5 protein-coding genes are annotated in these 23,958 nt (G+C 38.2%); 1 reads left to right on the top strand and 4 read right to left on the bottom strand.

The window, feature by feature from the left end:
• Positions 1-27: 27 nt before the first annotated feature.
• The 4 genes from PaeCFBP13512_RS15290 to ectB form a co-directional block, all read right to left on the bottom strand.
• Positions 28-7,791 (bottom strand): non-ribosomal peptide synthetase, encoded by a 7,764-nt coding sequence (locus PaeCFBP13512_RS15290; protein WP_137224202.1) that lies wholly within the window; start codon positions 7,789-7,791, stop codon positions 28-30.
• A gap of 23 nt (positions 7,792-7,814) precedes the next feature.
• Positions 7,815-20,627 (bottom strand): non-ribosomal peptide synthetase, encoded by a 12,813-nt coding sequence (locus tag PaeCFBP13512_RS15285; RefSeq protein WP_137224200.1) that lies wholly within the window; start codon positions 20,625-20,627, stop codon positions 7,815-7,817.
• The gene (gene fabD, locus PaeCFBP13512_RS15280; protein ID WP_137224198.1) at positions 20,624-21,832 is read right to left on the bottom strand and encodes an ACP S-malonyltransferase; all 1,209 of its coding nucleotides are present in this window, start codon (positions 21,830-21,832) and stop codon (positions 20,624-20,626) included. Before fabD ends, PaeCFBP13512_RS15285 begins: the two co-directional genes overlap by 4 nt.
• A gap of 131 nt (positions 21,833-21,963) precedes the next feature.
• Positions 21,964-23,268: a diaminobutyrate--2-oxoglutarate transaminase gene (ectB, locus tag PaeCFBP13512_RS15275; RefSeq protein WP_069327640.1), complete on the bottom strand. Its 1,305-nt coding sequence runs from the start codon at positions 23,266-23,268 to the stop codon at positions 21,964-21,966.
• A 424-nt stretch (positions 23,269-23,692) separates the two neighbouring features.
• Here ectB and PaeCFBP13512_RS15270 point away from each other — a divergent pair, with 424 nt between their 5' ends.
• Positions 23,693-23,932, top strand: coding sequence for a hypothetical protein (locus PaeCFBP13512_RS15270; protein ID WP_069327641.1), 240 nt, complete (start codon positions 23,693-23,695; stop codon positions 23,930-23,932).
• The last annotated feature ends 26 nt before the right edge of the window (positions 23,933-23,958 follow it).

The following is a 23,958-nucleotide window of genomic DNA, read 5'->3' as shown; positions in this document are numbered from 1 at the left end:
TGGATTAACATACCTTCTGACTGAAAATCATTTCAACTTTCCGCTTAACATGTTGCTAATCTGATCCAATTGACCAATTGAAAGCTGATTATATGTGAAATCCGTAGGACTCTGTTCTGTCGTCTGCTTACCTGTACAATGATCAATCAACTTCAGTAAATAGTGCTGATACTGTTTGGCCAATTTCGCTATAGTCGCTGGAGTATACTGATGACGATTATAATTAAAGGTCATTTTCAGCTGTCCATCATTAACCATCCCATTAATATCCAATGTAAATGCACGTTTCATTTCTGGATGGATTTCCATTCCTACGGATAAAGGAGAAGATTGAAGAAGACGTTGTGATGAATCGTTACTAGCTTCATCAAACTGACCTAAATAATTGAAACTAATTGCTGGTTCTTGAGCAGTACGTAGCTTCTCCAAAGGTAGTGATTCCTGTTCTAATGTTAAATAACGAAGAATGCCATATCCTATACCTTGGTTCGGAACTCTCCTCAATCCATCTTTAATTTCTTTCAACTGATATCCCAGATCATCCGCATGATCTATATTCAAAATATGTGGATACATGACGGTAAACCATCCAACTGTTCTCGAAATATCTATATTGCTGAACAAAGACTCCCGACCATGACCTTCTACGCTGACATGAATCTGTGATCGACCGCTCCATTCATAGAAAGTAAGCCCTAATGCTGTCAGTAAAATATCATTGATTTCGGTATTATAAGCATGGTTGGTCTGTTGAAGTAGACGCTGAGTATCCTCTTTACTTAGAGTCATTACTTCTTCACGACTATCTTGTTCATATCCATCATCTATAACAGGCATATCTTGTGGCAACTTTTCTTGTTTCTGTGATGCCCATGTATTCCAGTATGCCAACTCTTCTATTGCTTTTTGTTCATTAGAGTATTGGTCTAAACGTGCTGACCACTCTGCATAAGAGTCGCTTTTGGAAGGGAATTGGATAGGCTGTTTTTGTAAAATTTGCTGATAGCCTACTTCCAAATCTTCCAATAAAATTCTCCATGACACGCCATCTACCACCAAGTGATGAATGACAATGAACAATTGATCTTCTTCTGGCGCTTGAAATAGAGCTGCACGAATTAAAGGTCCTTGCTCTAGATTCAAACTATGCTGAAGACGATCTGCTATTTGCTCTATCTGTTCATACGCTTGTGTCTGGGAGTATTGAGAATAATCATGTGCATCTAACAGGTATAAATGTTCTTCTTTTATACTGCGATGTTGTGCAGATACAATGTCTTTATGCTGCTTATATACCATTCTCAAAGCATCATGATGTTCAACCACTTGCTGAAATACTTGATTCAGTACATCTATATCTATTCGGTTAGTACTTTGAAGCATGACTGCTTGATTATAATGTTGATGTTGCGCCAGATTATATTTAAAAAATCGTTTTTGAATAGGTGTAAGTAGAGCTTCACCTTGTACTTCATCCTGAGAAATTTGACGCTCTACTTTCTCAATATAAGGAGCAATACTGACAATATCTGAGTATCGGAAAAGATCCCGAATTTCCATTTTGAGTCCTTGACGATTAAGACGTGATGCTATTTGTAAAGCCTTGATTGAATCGCCACCATATTCAAAAAAGTTATCTGTGATGCCTACTTGGCGAATGCCTAGTACTTCTTGCCATACGTTAGCTAATATCTGTTGTACCTCAGTCTGCGGAGCTTCATAAGCTTGAGTATGACGCTGATTAAGATCAGGTTCAGGTAATGCGCGACGATCAATTTTACCGTTAGCAGTCACTGGCATATGATCCAAAAATACAAAATGAGCTGGAATCATATACTCAGGAACATATAGAGCCAAGAAAGAGCGTAATTCGGCTATATCTACTACTTGATTCAAATCAGGCACGATATAAGCGCACAGTTCTTGTCCTTCATCAGAGACTTGACGGGTCATTACATGTACTTCACTAACGACTTCATGACGGAATAAGTGAGTCTCAATCTCACCCAATTCGATTCGATACCCTCGAATTTTTACTTGATGATCAATTCGCCCTAGATATTCGATATTTCCATCGGGCAACCAACGAGCGAGATCTCCTGTGCGATACATTTTTTGACCGGGCACAAATGGATTCTCGATAAATTTCTCTGCTGTTAATTCAGGTCGATTCAAATATCCTCGAGCCAACCCTACTCCTGAAATGCATAGTTCTCCAGCAACTCCAATAGGTTGCAAATGATACTGTGCATCTACTATAAATAATTGAATATTATCTATAGGTTTACCAATAGGTACTTTTACAACTTCGTTTGTTGAAGGGCAATCATAATAACTGACATCTACTGTTGCTTCCGTAGGTCCATACAGGTTAATAAGTTCTGCTCCATAATGAGTTGCAATTAAACGATTAAATCGTTCTACTAATCTCACTGGTAAAGCTTCTCCACTTGCAAAAACGCGGCGAAGGCTTCGAATTTGATGAATACGAGAAGAATTTTCTAATACATCTAGAAAAGCAGATAGCATTGAAGGTACAAAGTGCATAGTAGTCACATGATGCTTTTCTATTTCAGTTAAGATAATCTCAGGATCTTTTTCTCCTCCTGGTGGCAATAAAACTACTTTAGCGCCTACTTCTCCCCACCAGAACAGTTCCCATACCGAGACATCGAAGCTGAATGGAGTCTTTTGCAATATCACATCTTCTGTTCCCAAAGGATAGCGATTTTGCATCCATTGCAGACGATTGATCACAGAATGATGTTCAATCATAGCTCCTTTAGGGCGACCTGTTGAACCCGATGTGTAGATAACATAAGCAAGATTTGTAGATTGACTCATAGGCGATAGATCATGCATATGTTCATCGTACATTTCTGATTCTTCTAATATAAAAGTAGTCCCAGCAAAAGCGATGGATTCTCCAAGATGAGATTGTCGTAATAACCATGAAGTCTGGCTATCCTCTAAAACAAATTGGATACGTTCTTCAGGATGTGAAGGGTCGATCGGTAGATAAGCGCCCCCTGCTTTAAGAATTCCTAGAATACCAACTACCATTTCAATTGAGCGTTCTACCATCAGCCCAACAATAGCATCAGGCTCTACACCTTGATTACGTAATTTCATGGCTAACGTATTCGCTCTAGCATTTAATTCTGTGTACGTGATCTGACGATCTCCACAAATTAAAGCAATATGATCAGGTGTTTTGTGTACTTGTTTTTCCCATAGTTGATACAACGTATCCTGCTCAGCATATGGAGCTGCTGTATGATTAAATAAGAACAATTGGTCTTGCTCTTCTTTTTGCAATAGAGGTATATCTGCTATAGATGTTTCTGGATTAGAGGCAATAGCTACTAAAATCGCCATATAATGATTAAGCATTTGTTGTGCTGTTTCTATACGAAATAATTTAGTAGCATATTCTAAAGAAACAATTAATTTATCTGTAAATTCTTCGACATTTAAGGTTACATCAAATTTGGCAATACCCATTTCGAAATCAACCGGACGGAAAGTTAGGCCTTCTACTTCGATCTGTTTCATACCCGTATTTTGGAGAACGAACATGACATCAAATAAAGGATTACGACTAACATCACGGCGCAAATTCAAACGTTCGACCACTTCTTCAAATGGAATATCTTGATGCTCATAAGCTGTTAACGTCTGTTGCTTGGTCTGTTCAAGCAATTGCATAAATGTCTGTTCAGGGTCTATATGAGTACGAATTGGTAATGTATTAACAAACATACCGATGATTTGCTCAATATCTGGATGAGGTCTACCTGCAATAGGTGAACCAATCACCAGATCTTGTTGACTCGTATAGCGATACAACAAACTAGCATAAGCAGCTAACATCACCATATAAAGAGTCGTTCCAGATTTGGCACATAATGCATACAATTCCCGAGTCAGTTCAGGCTTCAATTCCTGTATCAGACTACTGCCTTCAAAATTTTTCATAACTGGTCGATTCCAGTCAGTTGGCAGATTGAGTACAGGAACATCTTTGCCCTGATCAAATAGTTGTTCCCAGTACGGGAGCTGCTTTTCTCTAGTCTCTTCCATCATGCTTTGTTGCCATACCGCATAGTCTTTATATTGAATACGTAGCTCTGGTAATTCTTCTTGCGCATATAAACGGCTAAATTCTTCCACAAATACTTCTATAGATATACCGTCTGTAATAATATGATGCATATCTGCAAGCAATATATGATAATCATTAGCAACCTCAATAAGTTCTACACGCAGTAATGGTGCTTGATCCAATGAAAATGGACGGATAAAAGATTCCATCAGTTGTGCCGGATCTGCAAAATCATCTTCACGATAACTGACTTGAAAATCAACCTGAGGATGAATTTTTTGTACCGGTTGTCCATCGACAAAGTGGAAAGAAGTACGTAACGATTCGTGACGTTCAACCATAGCTGCAAATGCTTTTTCCAACCGTGTTTGATCTAATTTCCCCTGTAATTCTAATACAGCGCTCATGTTATAAGCTTGCTGAGTATCGCCTAACTGATCAATAATGAACAGTCTTTTTTGCGCTGATGAAACATCATAATATTCTTGAATAGGTGCTACTTCAATTTCAGTGTAACCTGTATCTTCAGCACCTCTTACTAGTGGTGCCATTTGACGTATGGTTGGATAAGCAAATACATGACGTATAGGTAATTCAACACCGAATTGCTTGGTAATCCGTCCAACTAACATTACTGCTTTGAGTGAATGTCCACCCAGTTCAAAAAAAGAATCGTCAATTCCAACACGATTAATACTCAATACGTCTTCCCAGATTTGAGCCATTTCTACCTCTGTTGTATTACGAGGTTTGGCATAAGAAGAAGTCGTTGTTGGCGAATCGGTCGGTGCAGGAAGCGCTTTGCGATCGATTTTACCATTTGGCGTAAGTGGTAAAGTCTCTAGATGAACAAAATGCGCAGGAATCATATACACTGGAAGTTGTGCTAGCAATATTGTTCGTAATACTTGAATATCAATTGTTCCTGTAACATAGGCACAAAGATATTTATCTCCTTGTTCATCTCTACGATCGGTTACAATAGCTTGCTCAACCATCGACTGAGCTAGCAGTACAGATTCGATTTCGCCTAATTCAATACGATATCCTCGAATCTTCACTTGATAATCGATTCGTCCAATAAAATCAACCTGCCCATCAGGTAACCATCGTGCTAGATCACCTGTACGATATAATCTACCTTTTTCAGAAAAGGGATTTGTAATAAATTTCTCTGCGCTAAGTTCAGGACGATTCAGGTATCCACGAGCAACAGACTGTCCACCTATACATAATTCACCGGCTACACCTACAGGAACTGGACGAAGATACTGATCTACGATATAAAAAGAATGATTGGCCAGAGGTCTTCCAATAGGTACATTACCGCTAACTGGTAAATGATCTGCGTCCTCTTCATAAAAACTAGAATCAATCGCTGCTTCAGTGACTCCGTAACTGTTCATAATACGCATACGTGATCCAAACCGTTCAAGTAAGACTCGATAATCTTGTACACTACAACTATCTGAACTGGTAATTAATAATTTCATCGTATCCAGTTGAATATGTTGCTCATATATTTCTTTCATTAGAGGTAAAATTAAAGCAGGTGTAGATTCAAATACAGTAATTTGATGTTTGACAAGATATTGTGATAATGCAGAAGGATCAATCCGAACGTCTTGCGGACAGATCACCATTGTTCCTCCATTTAAGAAAGTACGTGCCATGTCTCCTGCAAATACATCGAAAGAAAAGCTAGCAATTTGCAATAACTTTACTGCAAATTCTTTCAGACGATAGTCATCTCGATATCCGTATGCTGTGTTCACATATTGACCGTGTTCAATCATAACGCCTTTGGCATTGCCTGTTGTTCCAGAAGTATAGATGATGTAAGCAAGGTCAGAATCATCCACACTTTCGTTTTCTACAACAGCCGTAGTTTCACGTTCTTTTAACTGATCGATATATATCGTCTGACCTGTATAGTTACTATTTTCCAGAGCAGATACCAGATAAGATTGGCTTATTAAAAGTGCTGTTCCACTATCTTGTAACATATAAGCAATGCGTTCTGAAGGGTACGTGGGATCAACAGGTATATAAGCACCACCTGATTTCATGACTGCAAGTGCTGCAATAATCATTTGTGCCGAACGTTCAACCAGAATAGCTACTGGATGACCACGACGCACCCCTTGCTGTTGTAATACTTGTGCCAGTTGATTCGCACGTGCATTTAATTCGTTATAACTAAGTTCTTCATACTCATCTATAACTGCTATATGATCAGGTGTAAGCAAAGCTTGTTGCTCAAATAAGGCATGAAATGTAGTTGGTACACGATCTGTATGTGGACCACTCCAATTTTCAAGAATGATCATAGATTCTTCTTTTGTCATCATATTGATTTCGATAAGAGGTCTTTCAGGTGACTGTATTGCTTGTGTTAACACTTGTATCAAGTGTCCTTCAATCTGCTTCATTATAGATTCATCATATTTTTGACGATTATAAGATAACAAAATAGTAAATTGTTCTGCATCTTCGATTTCAATATTGAAATCATACGGTGTTTGTTCAGATAAATGAGCATTTGTGATATGAAAACCTAGCTTTTCAGCCCATTCATTTTGTTGGACAAGATCTTGTAATGGATAATTTTCAAATACCATAATATGATCAAGCAGTTGTTGCTTCAATTCACTACGAGATTGAATTTCGGCTAATGAACAATAATCATATGTCTGCGCTTCGATCATCAATTGACGAATGTGTCTAAATAATTGTGCAAATGTCTGTTCACTCGACATCTGAATACGCACTGGAATGGTGTTGATAAATGAACCTACCATTCGTTCAATCCCTTGAATCTGTGGTGGCCGACCTGAGATCACCGTTCCAAAAACTACATCTTCACGCTGATTATATCTCCCAAGGATAACTCCCCAGACCGCTAGAAAAAGATTACTTACTGTAACTCCATAAGATTCACTGGTTTGACGAAGCAAACGACTCAATGAAACACTTAACTGAAAAGAATGCTCTCCTATTTCATAGGAAGATGTAGGTTTAATTTGAAGATCGCTTTTCCCAGTTAAAGTACTGATAGAAGGAATTGTTGATTGTTGATCATATCCTTGTAAAAGGTTCTCCCAATAGGACTGAGCTTCTTCTTCATTTTGTTGTTCTAACCATTTGACATATTGACTGTACATAACAGGCTCAGCTAACTGAATAGTATGACCATTACGTAGTGCTGCATAAATAGTCAATAATTCTTCTAGAACAATCCCCAGACACCAACCATCCATAATAATATGGTGGAAAGTAAAAAGAATAGTATATTGTTCTGATCCTGTATGAAGTACAGAAATACGTATTAATAAATCTTTAGTTAGCTCAAATGGAGTCTGACGATCTTTCTTTATCTGCTCTGCTACATCATCTGAAGTGTGCATCCCATTTATATATTGAATAGAAATAGAACGTTCTTTAAAAATAATTTGACGCGGACGTGCCATATTTTTGTGATACAAATTGGAACGCAACGTTTCATGGCGCTGAATCACAGTTTGCATACTTTGCTCTAACATAAAGTGATCCAATTCGCCTGTAATAGATAATTGTACTTGTTCGATATAAGCGGATGAATCAGGCTCCATCATCGAATGAAATAACATGCCCTCTTGTAGCGGTGTAAGATAAACCATTTTTTCAATTTCAAGACGCTTACTCATGATGAGCCTCCCTGAATATATAATTAGACATTCTCATAAAATTGTTGGATATCTTCGAAATCTTCCAAATCTATATCTTGTGCACCGACATCAGTGGGTGTTAATTCACGCTCTTCTTTATGCATACAGTGATCAATCGTAGACCCTAATGAGCGCTCTATATGCTGTAACAGTAATTCTATAGCTGTAGCAGTATAGCGTTCAGTATTGTAATTCAGCTTAATATTTAGCTGCTCTTCTTCTATATAAGCACTACATACTAAATCGTGAATAGAAGGTACTTGAGCCAAATGATCTAATAATTCTGCTTCAAAATGTAGATACTCTTTATTCCAAATATCTCTATAGTGAAAGCTAACTGGTGTATAGTGTTCAGACAATTCATTTTCCATGTATCGAAGCATAGCGTAACTCATTCCCTGATCCGGTACCTGTCTTACTGATTCTTTGACCTGTTTAAGCACAACAGCAAGATCCTCTGATGTCGTATTAAATACAAGTGGATACAATGAGTTAAAATGACCGATTGTGCGAGTGGCATCCCATGTCTGCTGTCCTTCTGTAAATAACATTTCACGCCCTATTATCTTCATATCTATAAGAAGGGCTTGTTCATTTGGATATATCGCTAACTGTAAAGCTTGACCAAAAGCAGCCAACAAAATTTCAGAGGTATGAGTTCCATAGACATGATGTACATCAGTCATCAATTGTTTTGTTTTTTCCAGTGAGCACTTGATTGACATTTGATTCATCGGGCGTAAATTCGCTTGTTGTGCAAGCTTTGGAATGTTGTTTTGAATATCCGATGGAATCTGGTTCCAGTAGCGAACCTGGTTCTGCCAATTACCTGTGATGAGTTGATACTCTAACTGCTGATTCCATGTCTGATAAGCGATTGTTTTATCTACAAATTGAATCGGTTGATCTGCTAAATATTGGCTGTACCCGAGTTCTAAATCTTCCAATAAAATAGACCATGAAGCTTGATCTATCAATAACTCATGTAGAGCAATGAATAAATAATCGCTCGTATTAGTATGGAAAATAGCTAACCGAATCAGTGGCCCTGTTCCTGGAATGATCTGCTGACCGATCCGTTTCTGGTCTTGCTGCATATATTCGTGATCCTGCTCTGGTGATGAAGATAAGGACAATATATCCAAGCTAAATAACGACGGGTCTGGTGTCTGATAGATCCACTTTCCTTGCATCTGCTTATTCTGATCGTTTACCTTGTCTGTCTTTTCTGAAAACTCATTATTTACAGGTATATATCCCAAACGTAGAGCATCATGATGTTCTAGCAACTTCTCTATCACTGTTCTTACAGCTTTCTCTTCCCAACGCTCGTTAGCACGCAACCATACAGATTGATAATAAGGAATAGAGATATCTGAATATTGATGTAGGAATGCATGCTGTCCAGGTGATAATATCGCTTCACCTGTTACTAGAGATTGATCTACAAGAAGAACACTAGATTGGACAATATTACTTAATCCACGAATCGATGGATGTTCAAATAACGATTTGATATCAAGTGTATAGTTATGCTCATGTAGCCTTGCAATCACTTGAATCGCTTTGATCGAATCTCCTCCAAGCATAAAGAAATTATCATGCACTCCCACCAATTCACGTTTCAATATATCTTGCCAAATTTGAGCCATTAGCCATTCTAGATCATTTTCTGGAGCCACATATTCAGTATGTGTTGCATACCCCTCTTGAGGTTCAGGTAATGCTTTACGATCGGTTTTGCCATTCGGTGTTAAAGGCATCTGATCGATAAATGTATAATGTGAAGGTACCGCATAATAAGGAAGGTGTTGGGCAACATATTGATGTAGATCTGCTCCTGTATATTCTTGTTGTGTATTCTGAATAACATAAGCACAAATTACAGGTTCTTCTTGATCATTTGTTTTAATTACCACAACAGCTTCTTGTATGCCTTCCATAGCAGTTAAGCAATTCTCAATCTCGCCTAGTTCAATTCGGAAACCCTTCACTTTAACCTGATAATCAATACGTCCGATAAATTCGATCTCACCGTTGATTTTCCAGCGTGCTAGATCACCAGTGCGGTACATACGTTGACCACTTGTAAATGGATTATCTACAAATTTCTCATCTGTAAGATCTTCTTGCTTCCAATACCCTCGAGCCAATCCTTCACCTGCAATACATAATTCGCCGGCAACCCCCAACGGTTGAGTTCTCATGGCAGAATCAACAATATATAATTCTGTATTGGCAATAGGTTGGCCAATAGATATCGAAGAAGCTTTTGTTAATTCTTTAACAGTCGACCAGACCGTTGTCTCGGTAGGACCATACATATTGAATATACGTAATCCTTCAATAGTCTGAAGTTGTTGCAACATTTGGATCGGTAGAGATTCCCCACCGATCATCATATCTTTTACATGATGTAGGGCTTGTCTACCCTCTTCATGATTAAGTAGCATTTGGAGACGAGAAGGCGTCATTTGTATCATATCAATACGATAATCGATGATTAACTTAGTGAGCTCCATAGGGTCTGCTTGATGATGACGCTCTCCTATAACTACCTGCATTCCTTCCAATAGCGGTAATATCGTTTCCAGTACAAAAATATCAAAAGACATCGTGGTTAGAGATAAGATCACTTTATCTGGAGTAAAAGGAATCACTTGCTTCATTCCTGTTACAAAATTCATAACCGAACGATGTTGCAACATTACACCTTTCGGTTGTCCAGTAGACCCTGAAGTATAGATGACATAAGCAAGATTATCTGGTTTTACAGAAAGGTTTACATTCGTTTTATTCATATGATAAGATGTTTGATCTTCAAGATATAATACTGTGCCTGTATAATTCAGTTCTTTTAACAAATGACGGCTCGTCAGTAAAATCGAAGCTTCACTATGCTCCAACATATACTCGATCCGACCTATTGGATATTCAGGATCAATCGGAACATAAGCACTACCTGATTTGAGAATAGCTAGCAGACCAATTACCATTTCAATCGATCGATCTACCATAATTCCAATCAATTGATCGTAACCTGTTCCATATTGAACCAACGTATGTGCTAATTGATTCGCACGTTCATTCAATTCGTTATAAGTGATTGATTGTGTATTACAGACTAATGCAATATTGTCAGGCAATGATCTTACCTGTTGTTCCCACTGACTGTGGATAGTCTGATTAGAAGGGAGCTGCACTGCTGTATGATTAAAATCATGCAATACCAGTTGCTTTTCTATATCTGTCATTAGATCGATTTCTGCAAGTGGAAGATGGTTATGGTCAACAGCTAATTGTAAAATGTGAATAAAGTGTCGATGTAATTGTTCAACAGTACTTTGTGCAAATAATGCTGTTGCATATTCCCATGTACAATCCAATTGTTCTTTCTGTTCCGTCATATACAGCGATAAATCTAGCTTGGCTATCCCCGCATTAAATTCATCAGGAACAAAAGTGACTTCTCCTGCTTTCAAAATATTAGTACCTGTATTTTGCAGACTAAATAGTGTATCAAATACTGGATTACGGCTAAGATCACGTACGCTATCCAGCTGTTCTACCAGTTCTTCAAATGGATATTCTTGATGCTCAAAAGCATTTAAAGATACTTGTTTTACCTCTTCTAATAATTGATAGAAATTCTGAGACGGCTGTGGTTGTAATCGCAAAGCTAATGTATTTACAAACATTCCGATCACCGCTTCTGTATCCGCATGTCTACGTCCAGCTACAGGAGTACCAATAATCATATCGTTTTGACCACAGTATTTAGACAAAAGAATCTCATAAGCTGTCAACAACACCATATACAATGTCGTTCCCGTCTGTTGCGCTAATGTATATAGCTTGTCAGTCAGCACATTATCAATTGTGAACGTTAAGGTATGACCCGCAAATTGTTGTGTCTGCGGACGGATATAATCAGTAGGTAAGTTCAGAACAGGCAGATCACCACTTAATGTATTCAGCCAGTAAGCTTGCTGTGTCTGTAATATTCCTTCTGCTATCTGCTGCTGTTGCCACATCACTACGTCTTTGTAATGAACATGAACTTCAGGTAACCATCTTCCCTGATAACTATGAACCAATTCATCCAACAGTATCGCCATTGAAAATCCATCTGCTATTGCATGATGCATATCAACGAGAAGAGCATAATTCTGATCTGACCATGTTAATAATTGAGCTCGAAATAACGGAGATTGATTCAGTTGAAAAGACTGCACAAAAGCCTGACGCATTTCTGGCAACTCTTTTTCTTGAATCGATAGAGTCTCTATTTCGATTGGCAGATATGGATGAACACGCTGAATCACCTGATCCTGATCCCATTCCAATGAGGTTCTAAATGATTCATGGCGAGCAACGACTTGTTGTAATGCTTTGATAAGACGCTCTGTCTGCAATGGACCTTGAATCATAAGCTGTCCAGAAACATGATAAGCTAGTCCACCATTACCGATTTGCTCCATAATATACATTCGCTTCTGTGCAGATGATACGGGATAAAAGGCTTGAGGTTCAACGGATTCAATCGGCAGATAAATAATATGTTCACCGCCCTCAATATACTGGACAAGTTCACTTATAGTCTGTAGATTGAACATTTCACGAAGCGGAATATGTATAGCAAATTCTTTATTAATGCGTGATAAAATCACGGTAGCTTTCAAAGAATCTCCTCCTAATTGGAAGAAATTATCTGTTCGCTGTATGTTTTCAATCCCTAATACGTCCTGCCAGATTTGAAGAAGTTTATAAGTCGTATCACTTTCATTTTCAACAGAAAGAATACCACTTTGTAAAGGTATTGCCGTGATTCCTTGTTGTAATGGATCAGGTAAACATTGCAAATCAGGTTGCCCATCTTCCAATACAGGAATAGATAACATAGGAATCAAAATACGTGGTTGCATATAATCAGGCAATTGTTCACTCATCTGTTGACGAATATACTCAGGATCATACGACTGATGATGTGTTTGATCCATCTCTAAATAAGCACAAAGTTGATATGGATCGAATGTGTTACTTAAAGTGATAACAGGAATGACCACACATTTTTGGAACGAAAATGTAGTTATCATGTATTTCTCTAACTGTTCTAGATAAACTTGATGACCACGAATCATCTGAACACGATTGGTATCGCCTACATATTGAATGCGTTGGTCTATGCCCCAATACACAAGTTGACCGGTACGTTGTAACGCAGGTATAGATTGATTACTTTGCGAATCATGAGAATTAGTAAATGTTGAATGCTGTTGTCCAACATGCAACTCACCTATCGTTCCCGGCAAAGCGGGTTGGCCATATTTGTCTAAGACATAAGGGAATTGTCCCTGATGATCTGCTAATGAAATCCAATATTCATCAAGCTTGTTCAAAGCAGTTGCAGACAAAAGAGTATGCTTCATCATAGGCACTTCCATATGTGCAACCACTTTTTCCAAAAATGTAACGAAGCCTATCGTCCATTCTTCAATGACTTCTTTAGAAAAAAGGTCTGCATTATAATCCATGTCTATAGAAAGTTCTTTACCTATTGGAGTGACATTCAAGAACAATTCATATTTACTATAATGAATATCATGAGTTACCAGTTCAGTGACTAATCCTTCAAAATGAAGAGCTGGCAATGCACGGTCCATATTAAAAACAGTATGAATAGCGGGTAAATGTCCTATACCACGTTCAGCCAAAGATGCAAAACTATACATTTGATATTGTTCTATCTCTTTCATCTTTTGCTTCACTTGATCTGTATATTCTGCAAAAGACATTTCCTGTGTAACTTCAGTAATAACCGGTAACAGATTTACACAATTTCCAACTAACGCATAAGCTTCCATATGTGCTTGTCCTGCTGTAGGTACACCTACAGTGACTGTAGATTGTCCTGTTAGACGATGAAGTACATATTTGAAAGCAGTCAATAAAGTAACAAATAAAGTGGTTCCCAATTGAATACTCGTAGTACGCAATTGCTGCGCCAGTTCTTCAGTCAGAGTCACTGTATGTCGACCGCCTTGAACAGAAGGTAAAAGAGTACCTCGATAGATAGATGGAAGCTCCATCACTGGAAGGCTCTGCTTCAAATACTGATTCCAGTAGGTCACAGCTTCACGACTTTTAGAATGATTTAGCTGTTCTTCTTGCCATAGGACGTACTGCTGAAAAGGAATCGATTCAGGCAAGCGAACAGGTTTATTATGTACAAGAGCAGAATAAATCTGTTCCAGTTCCTGAATACACACACCGATCGACCAACCATCTGCTATAAGATGATGGAAAGTAAACACAGCAATATACTCATCCTTTTTCATTTGCAAACATTGGATACGGAATAACGGTTCTATCGAAGTCATGGTGAAAGATAGTTGTTGCTGTTCATTCAACCATGATTTCATTTTTTGTTCTTTGTCGGTCGAATCATACATTGTAAAATCAAATACAGGAATTAACAATTCCATCTGTGGAGCAACCATTTGATTTTCTCCATCATGACTCATGTATGTTCGTAATGCGTCATGACGTTGCATGACTGTATGTACTGCCTCTTTGAAAAGAGTCATATTCAGTTCTCCATGAAACTGCAAAATCGCAGTTTCATGAAGGGACTGAGCTTCCATTTTACCGGATGAAGAAGCAAACCATAATTGCTTCTGATCAGCTGTTAAAGGAATGATTTTCTCATTCGCAGAAGAAGAGTCGATAGGTTGTGGTATAGATAATTGATCAGGATCATCATCTGGATCGGTCGGCAGATCAGGTAAAAACCCTCCATCTCGTAACTCTTGTACACTATCCTTGACTGCCTGTACAATACGAGCAATATCTTCTTCGGTATGTGCAGTAGATAAAAAGCAATTGCGTCCTTCCCAGATATAAATGCCTTTATTCAACATATGATAATAAAACAGCTCTAGATCTCCTTTTAATACAAAACGGAATAACGATCCAAAGTGAACAACTTTCATAGGTAATTGTCCATCTTCAAAAAATGTATTCAATTCTGAAGCCAACTGAGCTGTTCTTACATTGAGATTCTCTTGTAATTCAGGTCCTTCTTCTTCCATACGGTTCAATACAGCCAATGCTGCCGCCATAGCTAATGGATGATGACAGAATGTACCTGCAACAAAAGTACGGCGATGTTCATGAGCAGGATAAGATTCATCTCCGAAAATCCAGGTGCCTCCATCGACTCCATCCATATATTTGGCAGTTCCAGCAACGATACCAATCGGCATTCCGCCACCAATGACTTTTCCATAAGTTACTAAATCAGCCTTAATATCGAATATCGCTTGTGCTCCACCTGAATGAATACGGAAACCTGTAATCACTTCATCAAAAATAAAAGCTGTATCTGATCGACGAGTCAATTCACGAATCTGTTGTAAAAATGCTTTCGGCTGAAAATCGGGACGACGACTTTGAACAGGTTCAACAAGTACAGCAGCCAAATCATGACCATTGGCTTCAATATAATCTAAAGCTTGTTGTGTACCATAATTAAGAACAACAATATCATCGACCATATGTTGCAAAATTCCAGGTGCCAAAGGAGTAGAATGTTCTTTATTTGCACCTGCACTACCCAGAGCAAGAATGCCATCAAAAGTACCATGATACGAGCCTGCAAAAATAACAACTTTACTGCGTCCAGTAGCTGCTCTCGCTAAACGTAAAGCTACCATAATAGCTTCAGTACCGGAATTATACAAAGAAATTCGTTCCGTTCCCGTCATCCGTGTGATCGCTTCTGCCACTTGCCCTGCCATATTAGACATGGGTCCTACACACATACCTTGCTGTAACTCAGCTTCAATCTTTTCACGAATAAATGAAGGATTATGACCGAAAAAGTTCACTCCGAATCCCATGGTGATATCCACATATTCATTATTATCAAGATCCCACAACTTTGAACCTTCTGCGCGTTGGGATACAATTTGATACACCATTTCTTTTAACAATGGTCGAAATCCAGCAATATTGCGATTATTGGCATAAACAGAGCGATATTGTTGTGTATATTCTTTTGTACTTGCTGTGCGCTGATTATACTTTTCTATTAATTGTTGGATATGATTAGCTTGACGTACAGGTAACGAATGATCTGCTTGTAATTCTAATGACTTATAAGCAACAAATGGCTTCGTTTCTGGATGAATGGTTGGTTGCTGGGATGAAATGGTAGTTAGAGATGTCTGTTGCTGATCTACGATAATTGATTCAGTTACCGCTGTTTCTTGAACTACACTTGATTCTGAACCGATCGTAGCCACAGCTTGTCCATTTAATACTTCTAATTGATAAGACATTAATTGAAGCTGCTGTGCCATGATTCGTTCTACAGATGAGTAAGAACTATTCACTTTAGATTCCGGAATACTTTGGGTACGATTACTCTGCGAAGTGTAATGTTGAATGTCTGCTGTCACCGTTTGGTTCGCTGAAGACGTTTCTATTTCCAGACTGACTTCATGATGGGCTGAAGAGGTATTCACAATCACTTCATGCTGAGTCCCCATTAATGTATCGATCGTTTGCTGAGGCAAAATATCTGTAATATACGTAGTGAGTATATTAAGATTCGTTAGAGATTCGAAAAATTCACTCATCGGAATATCTAGATTAAACGTATCTTTGATACTATGTCTCACTTGAGACAAATTGATAGAATCTAGACCCATTTCCAGAAAGTGAGTATCTGCTTCCAACTCTTCTGCTGTTAACTGAGATACATTACTGATCATCTGCGTAATCGTTTGTCTGACAACATCTTTCACAGCATTCTTCGACTCCTTCATCATTAGCATCGTAGATTCTTGATGATTCTGTATAGATACAACTTCATGAGATGTATTACTGTTTATTTCTTGAGATCGCAATGGTAATGAAACTGCTTGTTGAGGTGCTTCAATCCAGCACCTTTTCTGTTCAAAAGGATACGTTGGTAATGGTACACGTCGATAGTTCTTTTGGGCGTATACTTCTTGCCAAGCAATATCCGCTCCTTGTACATACTGTTCAGCTAATTGCTCTACAGCAAATAAGGTATCGATAGTCCCTTGATATTTAGAAGCAGAAGTTTGAATCAATTCTACTTTTCCTGCAAAAATCCCCGGCGCTGTTATTCCTTGTTGATGAAGTTGGGTTAACCGACTTAGGAGTTCGGTAGAAGACTGAGCTACGATAGCCACTCGATAATGTAAATGACTACGACCTGTATTAGCGGTATAACACACTTCATGTAAACGATTAGACATCGCAGGAGATTGTAAACATTCCGTATATTGCTCAATCAATTGTTGAAGTGCCTTTTCGGTTCTTGCTGATAATGTCAAAATCAAAGGATCGGTATTTATTTGTGTTCGATCCTGATCTTCAGGTTGTATATATTCTTCAAGTATCATATGGCAATTGGTACCACTGAATCCGAACGAACTCAACCCTGAACGTCTTGGTATACCATCCATAGGTAGCCACGGTTGAAGCTTACGATTCACATAGACAGGCGATTGTTCAAAAGCAATCTGCTGATTCGGTGTACGGAAATGAACCAATGGCGCAAGTTGTTGATGTTGTAACGACAAAACAGATTTAATGAGTCCTGCAATGCCTGCGGCTTCATAAAGATGACCAATATTACTTTTCACTGTACTGATTGCGCAAAATTGTTTCCGTGAAGTATATGCTCGAAATGCACGACTGATGCCTTCGATTTCAACAGGATCACCTAAGCGAGTTCCTGTACCATGTGCTTCAATATAGCCAATCGTCTCGGGATCTATACCTGCATCTTCCCATGCTTGAGTAATCACTTCTGCTTGAGCCAATGCATTAGGAGCAGATATACCTACTGTACTGCCATCCTGATTGATCGCACTTCCTTTGATCACTGCTAGAATATGATCGCCATCTATCTTCGCTTGTTCCAGAGACTTCAGAAATACCGCGCCTACGCCTTCTCCCCAACCTGTCCCATCTGAACTATCATCAAATGCACGTGCACGATCATCGGAAGATTCCATGCCTAGCCCTGCTTTTAATGGAAGCAAAATCGTTTTCACTCCACCTGCCAAAGCCATTTCACATTCACCGCTTTGAATTGCTTTGCATGCCATGTGTACAGCTACAAGAGAGGAAGAACAAGCTGTATCAATAGTTACTGCCGGTCCTTTAAGATTGAGTAGATATGAGATACGACTTGGAATAATCGAAGATAGATTCCCTATCGCAAAATTAGAAATAGAAGCTGGTGTTACTTCACTAAGTAAACGCTCGTATTCAAAGCTTGTTTTGGAAAAACCAACGTATACGCCTACCTTACGACCTGATAATATAGTGCCACCGTAACCTGCATTTTCAATCGTGCTCCAGACAGTCTGTAGAAATAAACGTTGATTAGGATCCATCAATGAAGCTTCACGTGGAGTTAATTTAAAAAAGGAATAATCGAACTTATCCACTTCATCCAAATAACCTCCATCTGCTAATTGCTGACTACGCCCCTCAGTATTCAATTGAGAAATAAAGAACTGTGCATCTGCTTGTCGTTGCTCGCTGTAACTCCCTACACAATCTTTGCCTTCCGCAATATTGCTCCAGAATTGTTCTAACGTTCTGGCTTGTGGGAATGTACCGTCCATTCCGATAATAGCAATATCTTTACTTGCGAGAGACGATGACATATTGGGTATAGACTTATGATCAGAAATATCTACTGACTCATCTCCATTTGCTAGATAATGAGCCAGTTTGGCTATGGTAGGATAGGAGAAAAAATCTGTGACTTCCACTTTCACATCGAATCGTTCTTCTAACTGATCTACGATTTGTACCATTTGTAATGAACTAACACCAATATCAAAGTAACTATCATGCACACCAATCGTATTTGTATTTAAAATATGCTGACAGATATCTACTAATTGGCGCTCCACTTCTGCTTGTTCTAGTGATGCGGATATAGAAGTGGGTAAAGAGATCTCCAATAGCAAAGAATCTGGTACAGTAGCAGATTGTAACAAATCTACTGGTAAAATAGTTTCCGCATCCTTTTGTTCTGGTATTTCTAATGTTTCTAATGGATGCAACAAAGGTTGTGTCATTACACTAGCAAATACACCTTGTGCATAATCTTCTGCTAATTTAAAGCGTTGCACTTTACCACTGGTTGTTTTGGGAATACGACGAATAGGCAATACCTCATGAACTTGCCATCCACCACGATAATTAAGATGGCTTTTCAAGCGTTGAGCAATAGGGGCAAAATCAATAGACTGCTTTACATGCATCACAAATACAATCATTCGATCTTGTTGAATGCTCTCATCATAGACTCCACATACGGCTACTTTGCCGAGTTCAATGCCTTCAACTTCTTCTGCCACTCGCTCTACATCATGAGGATACACATTCTGTCCATTCACAAAAATAATATCTTTGGCTCTACCGGTAATAGTCAATCGGCCTGCGCACATAAAACCTAGATCGCCTGTAATTAGCCAACCATCTGAAGTGATCACTTTAGCAGTAGCTACAGGATTATTGTAATAACCACTGGTTACATTTTTTCCACGAATATGAATATGACCAATATGAAGATCGGGTATAGATTGATGATCTTGATCGCTGATACGTATTTCACAGTTTTCTAGCGCATATCCTACATCTGCAAAACTAATTCGATTCCGATCATTGTAAGCTACTTCAACAATAGCTTCTCCAATATTTAATTGATCTCGATGCAAATGGATAGATATTAATTCTTCATGAATTGGTGGATGACTAACACCCACACTTGCTTCTGCCATACCATATACAGCGATCATTGAAGATTTTTTTAAGTTATGTTTGCTCATCGTTTCTAGAAATAGATCTGCTAATTCAATAGAGATCGGTTCTGCTCCATTTTGAATCATTTCTATCGTAGAAAGATCCCAATTCTGTGCATTTTCAGGTTTGTATTGAGCAAGGAAAAATTTGTAGCCGAAGTTAGGAGAGCAAATATGTGTCACTTGGTGCTCTGAAGATTTTTTGAGCCAAAGGGTAGGACGTCTTATGAATAAAGCAGTAGGCATAATATATTGGGTTGCATTCGAAACGAGACAAGTTAGATGAAAAGCAATCAATCCCATATCATGAGTTAAAGGCATCCATCCGAGATAAGCTTTGTTTTCGCCTAATTGAGTACCGTGGGCAATATCGCGTGTATTATAAATTAAGTTTTCGTGGGTAAGCATGACCCCTTTAGGGTCACCTGTAGATCCTGAAGAGAATTGAATAAATGCGAGATCTTCCGCTTGCACTTTCGCGGGGATTCCTGGCGTAAGATTTTTATAGTCTAGCGCATCAATAAATAATGTTTTATTGGCGATTTTCTGATAATCTTCACTTAATTCGTGTTGAACAGCATATTTTTCTAAATTTGAAAATGTTTTGGGGTCTGTGATCAGATATGGATGATTTAACGTATTCCAAATTTTAAATAATTTCATTCGATGTTCTTCATTATTTCCAACCGTAACAGGTACAGGGATAATACTGCCTAGTAGACAGCCCCAAAATATATTCAAAAAAGAACGATTATCTTCGACTTGCATCAGTAACTCATCGCCTGCAACCATTCCTGCTGCTTGAAGTTCTCTGAGCACCAGTAAAGATTCTTCTTTTAACTGGCGATACGATTGATATTCTTCTACCGTATCCGCTGTAATATAAGTAATCCCATGGGATGCCAACCGGGCTTGATCTTCAAAAGCATCCAATAATGTCAGATAGTGCTTCATGCCAATCCCCCTACAAGCTGATATATTAAAACGTCTTGTTGACTTGGTTTTTCACCTTTTTTGGTACGCAATATTTCACTAAGACAACTAGCCGCCTTTTCACGAATATCCGCTGCATGTAAATCATTCTTATTGGAGAGCGACACTTCGCTTAACATTTGTTTGAGTCGTTGAATAGGTTGAATTACACCTAATTCATATTCTTCTTCATTCCAATTGCAGTTAGGTAAAGATATAGATTGAGCAAGACATTCCTTAAGCCAACCATCTAAAGAATAATCTGTAATTAAGCGCTGTCTATCCTGATGTTTATCAAAAGCATAGCCGTGGGTCGTGGGAACAATATCCTCAGATAATCGTGTTAATATATTGCGCGGGCCGATTTCAATCGTTGTATGTACTCCCTCTGCTACCATGTATAACAGAGATTGTTGCCATTTGACTGCGCAAGTCATTTGATCTATTAATCCTTGCCGAATATGTACATCACTTGTGTATGGTTGTGCTGTAACATTAGAAATAATAGGCCAGCGACTTTGTTGAAATGTTTGCGTATGTAAAAAAGTTGCCAGGCGATCTGCTGCCTGTTCCATCAAAATAGTATGAAAAGGACCACTCACAGATAATAAATTCATCTGTACCTGTTGCTGTTCAAGTGATCTGTTTAACCTTTCCAGAGCCTGCGAGTGCCCTGCTACTACATGTTGAAGTCGAGAATTATAACAAGCAATCACGACAGGTTGTTCAGGTGTACTATGTTGTATACATAACCGTTCTAATTCATCGAGATCTATTCCTCGAATAGCGATCATGCTACCTGTACCATCTTTGGCAGTGTTCTCCATGAACTGACCACGTTGCTGAACAAGTCGTAATCCCTCTTGAAAAGATAAAGCCCCACTAGCAACCAGTGCTGAATATTCACCCAGGCTATGTCCGGCAGATAAAATAGGCTCTATTCCCACTTGGTGCATGTATGTTTGAAATGCGATCATACTCATCGTTAGTAACGCGGGCTGTGTGTAAGAAGTACGTGATAATTGTTCCATTTCGCCTGTAGAACATAATGTATACATATCATAGCCAAGTATGTCGCTGGCTTCTTCCATGATCTGTTTTGTATGAGATTCATATTTGTATGTGTTCACGCCCATTCCTTTATACTGCGAGCCCTGCCCAGGAAATAATAAAGCAATACCACTCATAACAAATCCCTTTCCTCTCTGTAGCACCCTATCTGTATCATTATAGATGGGCCTTTTTGCAAACAGTAAACATAACAGATAACGAGCTTTTTTAAATGACTCGCTATCTGTTTTTATTTTGAAATTATTTATTATTCCATAACAGTAGCATAATCTTGTTGTTGGTAATCCGTTGTTTGATGATCTAAATACTCAATTAAAGATTGTTTGATGATATTACATCCCTGTTGTAGATATTCAGTTTCTATCGTTAGAGCAGGCATCAATTTGATCACAGTATCATTACGACCTGCTCGCTCAATAATTAAGCCCAGTTCATAACAACGAGAAACCACGAATTTGGCGGCACCTTCTGCGTCTTTTAAACCACCAAGATCAATTCCCCAAATCAAACCAAGTCCACGAATTTCTATTGTAGAATGTAATATCGCTATCTCCTGATGTAAAAATGTATGAATCATTGCTTCTTTACGTTTGACCACTTCTTCGAGATGAACAGACTCTCGATATTCCAAAGCTGCGGTTGCACCAATAAAAGCAAGTTGATTACCTCGGAAAGTACCATTATGTTCACCTGGTTTCCAAATATCCAGATCAGGTTGAATAAGTAATAATGACATCGGTAATCCATATCCACTGATTGACTTGGATAACACAACAAGATCGGGTTGTATACCTGCTCGTTCAAAAGAGAAGAATGAACCTGCTCGGCCACAACCTACTTGTATATCATCAACAATCATCAGAATTTCATGGCGCTTACATAACTCGCTTAAACGTTGTAGCCATTCAATAGGGGCAACAATCACGCCACCTTCAGCTTGTACCGTTTCCAAAATAATAGCAGCTGGCTTTTCTATGCCACTATTAGGATCAGTCAACACATTTTCTATGTATTCAATCGTATCAAAGCTCCCCATAAATCCATGAGGATAAGGCATAAAAGTTACATTTGGCAATGGAGCACCCGCTCCGTTACGGTTATAAAGATTACCTGTAACTGCCAAACTGCCGTAAGACATACCGTGAAATCCACCCATAAAAGAGAATATACCTGTACGCCCAGTTGTTTTACGCGCTAATTTCAAAGCCGCTTCAACTGCATTGGTTCCAGTAGGCCCACAAAATTGGATTTTATAATTCATTTCTTTAGGAATAAGAATAAGTTCGGTGAATGCATCAATAAATTTCCGTTTGGCTATTGTGTACATATCTAATCCATGAATAATACCATCTGATTCTAGGTAATCAATCAACTGTTGCTTGATGAAATCAGGATTATGCCCATAATTTAGTGCTCCTGCTCCAGCAAAAAAGTCGATAAATTGTTTCCCTTCTTCAGTGACCATTGTTGAATTTTTAGCATATTGAAATACATCACCAAATGCTCTGCAATAAGACCTTACATTCGATTCCCAAAGCTCAAATGAATTCATTATTCATCCTCCATGTTTTTGGTATATTCAAAAGATTTTTGACATGCTGTGCCAAAATCGTAATACACATTTGCTTTAAATTAGATAGGATTAATTTTAGGAAGGTATGATAATTATTAGTGGAATAATTTAGCATGGGAAATAATACTCAAATGATTAAATAAAGAAATATTTAACAAATTAACTCATCAGCTAATCTAACTTGCATTCTTATGATAGATTAGTAACGAAGAGGATGTCAAACCATTAAATGGTAATTATTAATACTTATTTCATGTTTAAATAGCGTTTATAAGTAATTATTTTACATATAGTTTACAATGTCATTTTTAGAAAACATAAACAAAATAATAGACTTCTGACAATTCATGATATATACTCAAGCAGATCATTCCAGTATTTGGATAATAGAAAGGTGGATAATATGGCGAAGTCTATTGGTCATTATTTAAAAATTTTTGTTCCACTTGGTATTATTGCAGGCGTTTTGGTATATGTATTAAATATGTTTGGCTTAGAAGTTCCGCTTGTTATTGGTAATAAAACTTATTATGGATCAGAAGCAGCTATCAGAGAATTAATAGCAGTTCCTGTAGGGTTTATTATTTTAGGCTTTATTGTAGGTATCCTTGTATATGCCTTCAGAAGCAAACAAACTTCTTAAATGTTCTTCTAACCACCTATTAATAA

This window comes from Paenibacillus sp. CFBP13512 (assembly GCF_005233705.1).
Taxonomy (GTDB): Bacteria; Bacillota; Bacilli; order Paenibacillales; family Paenibacillaceae; genus Saccharibacillus; species Saccharibacillus nuruki.
Note: the sequence above shows the minus strand (reverse complement) of the source record. Positions and strands in the feature narration are given on the sequence as shown.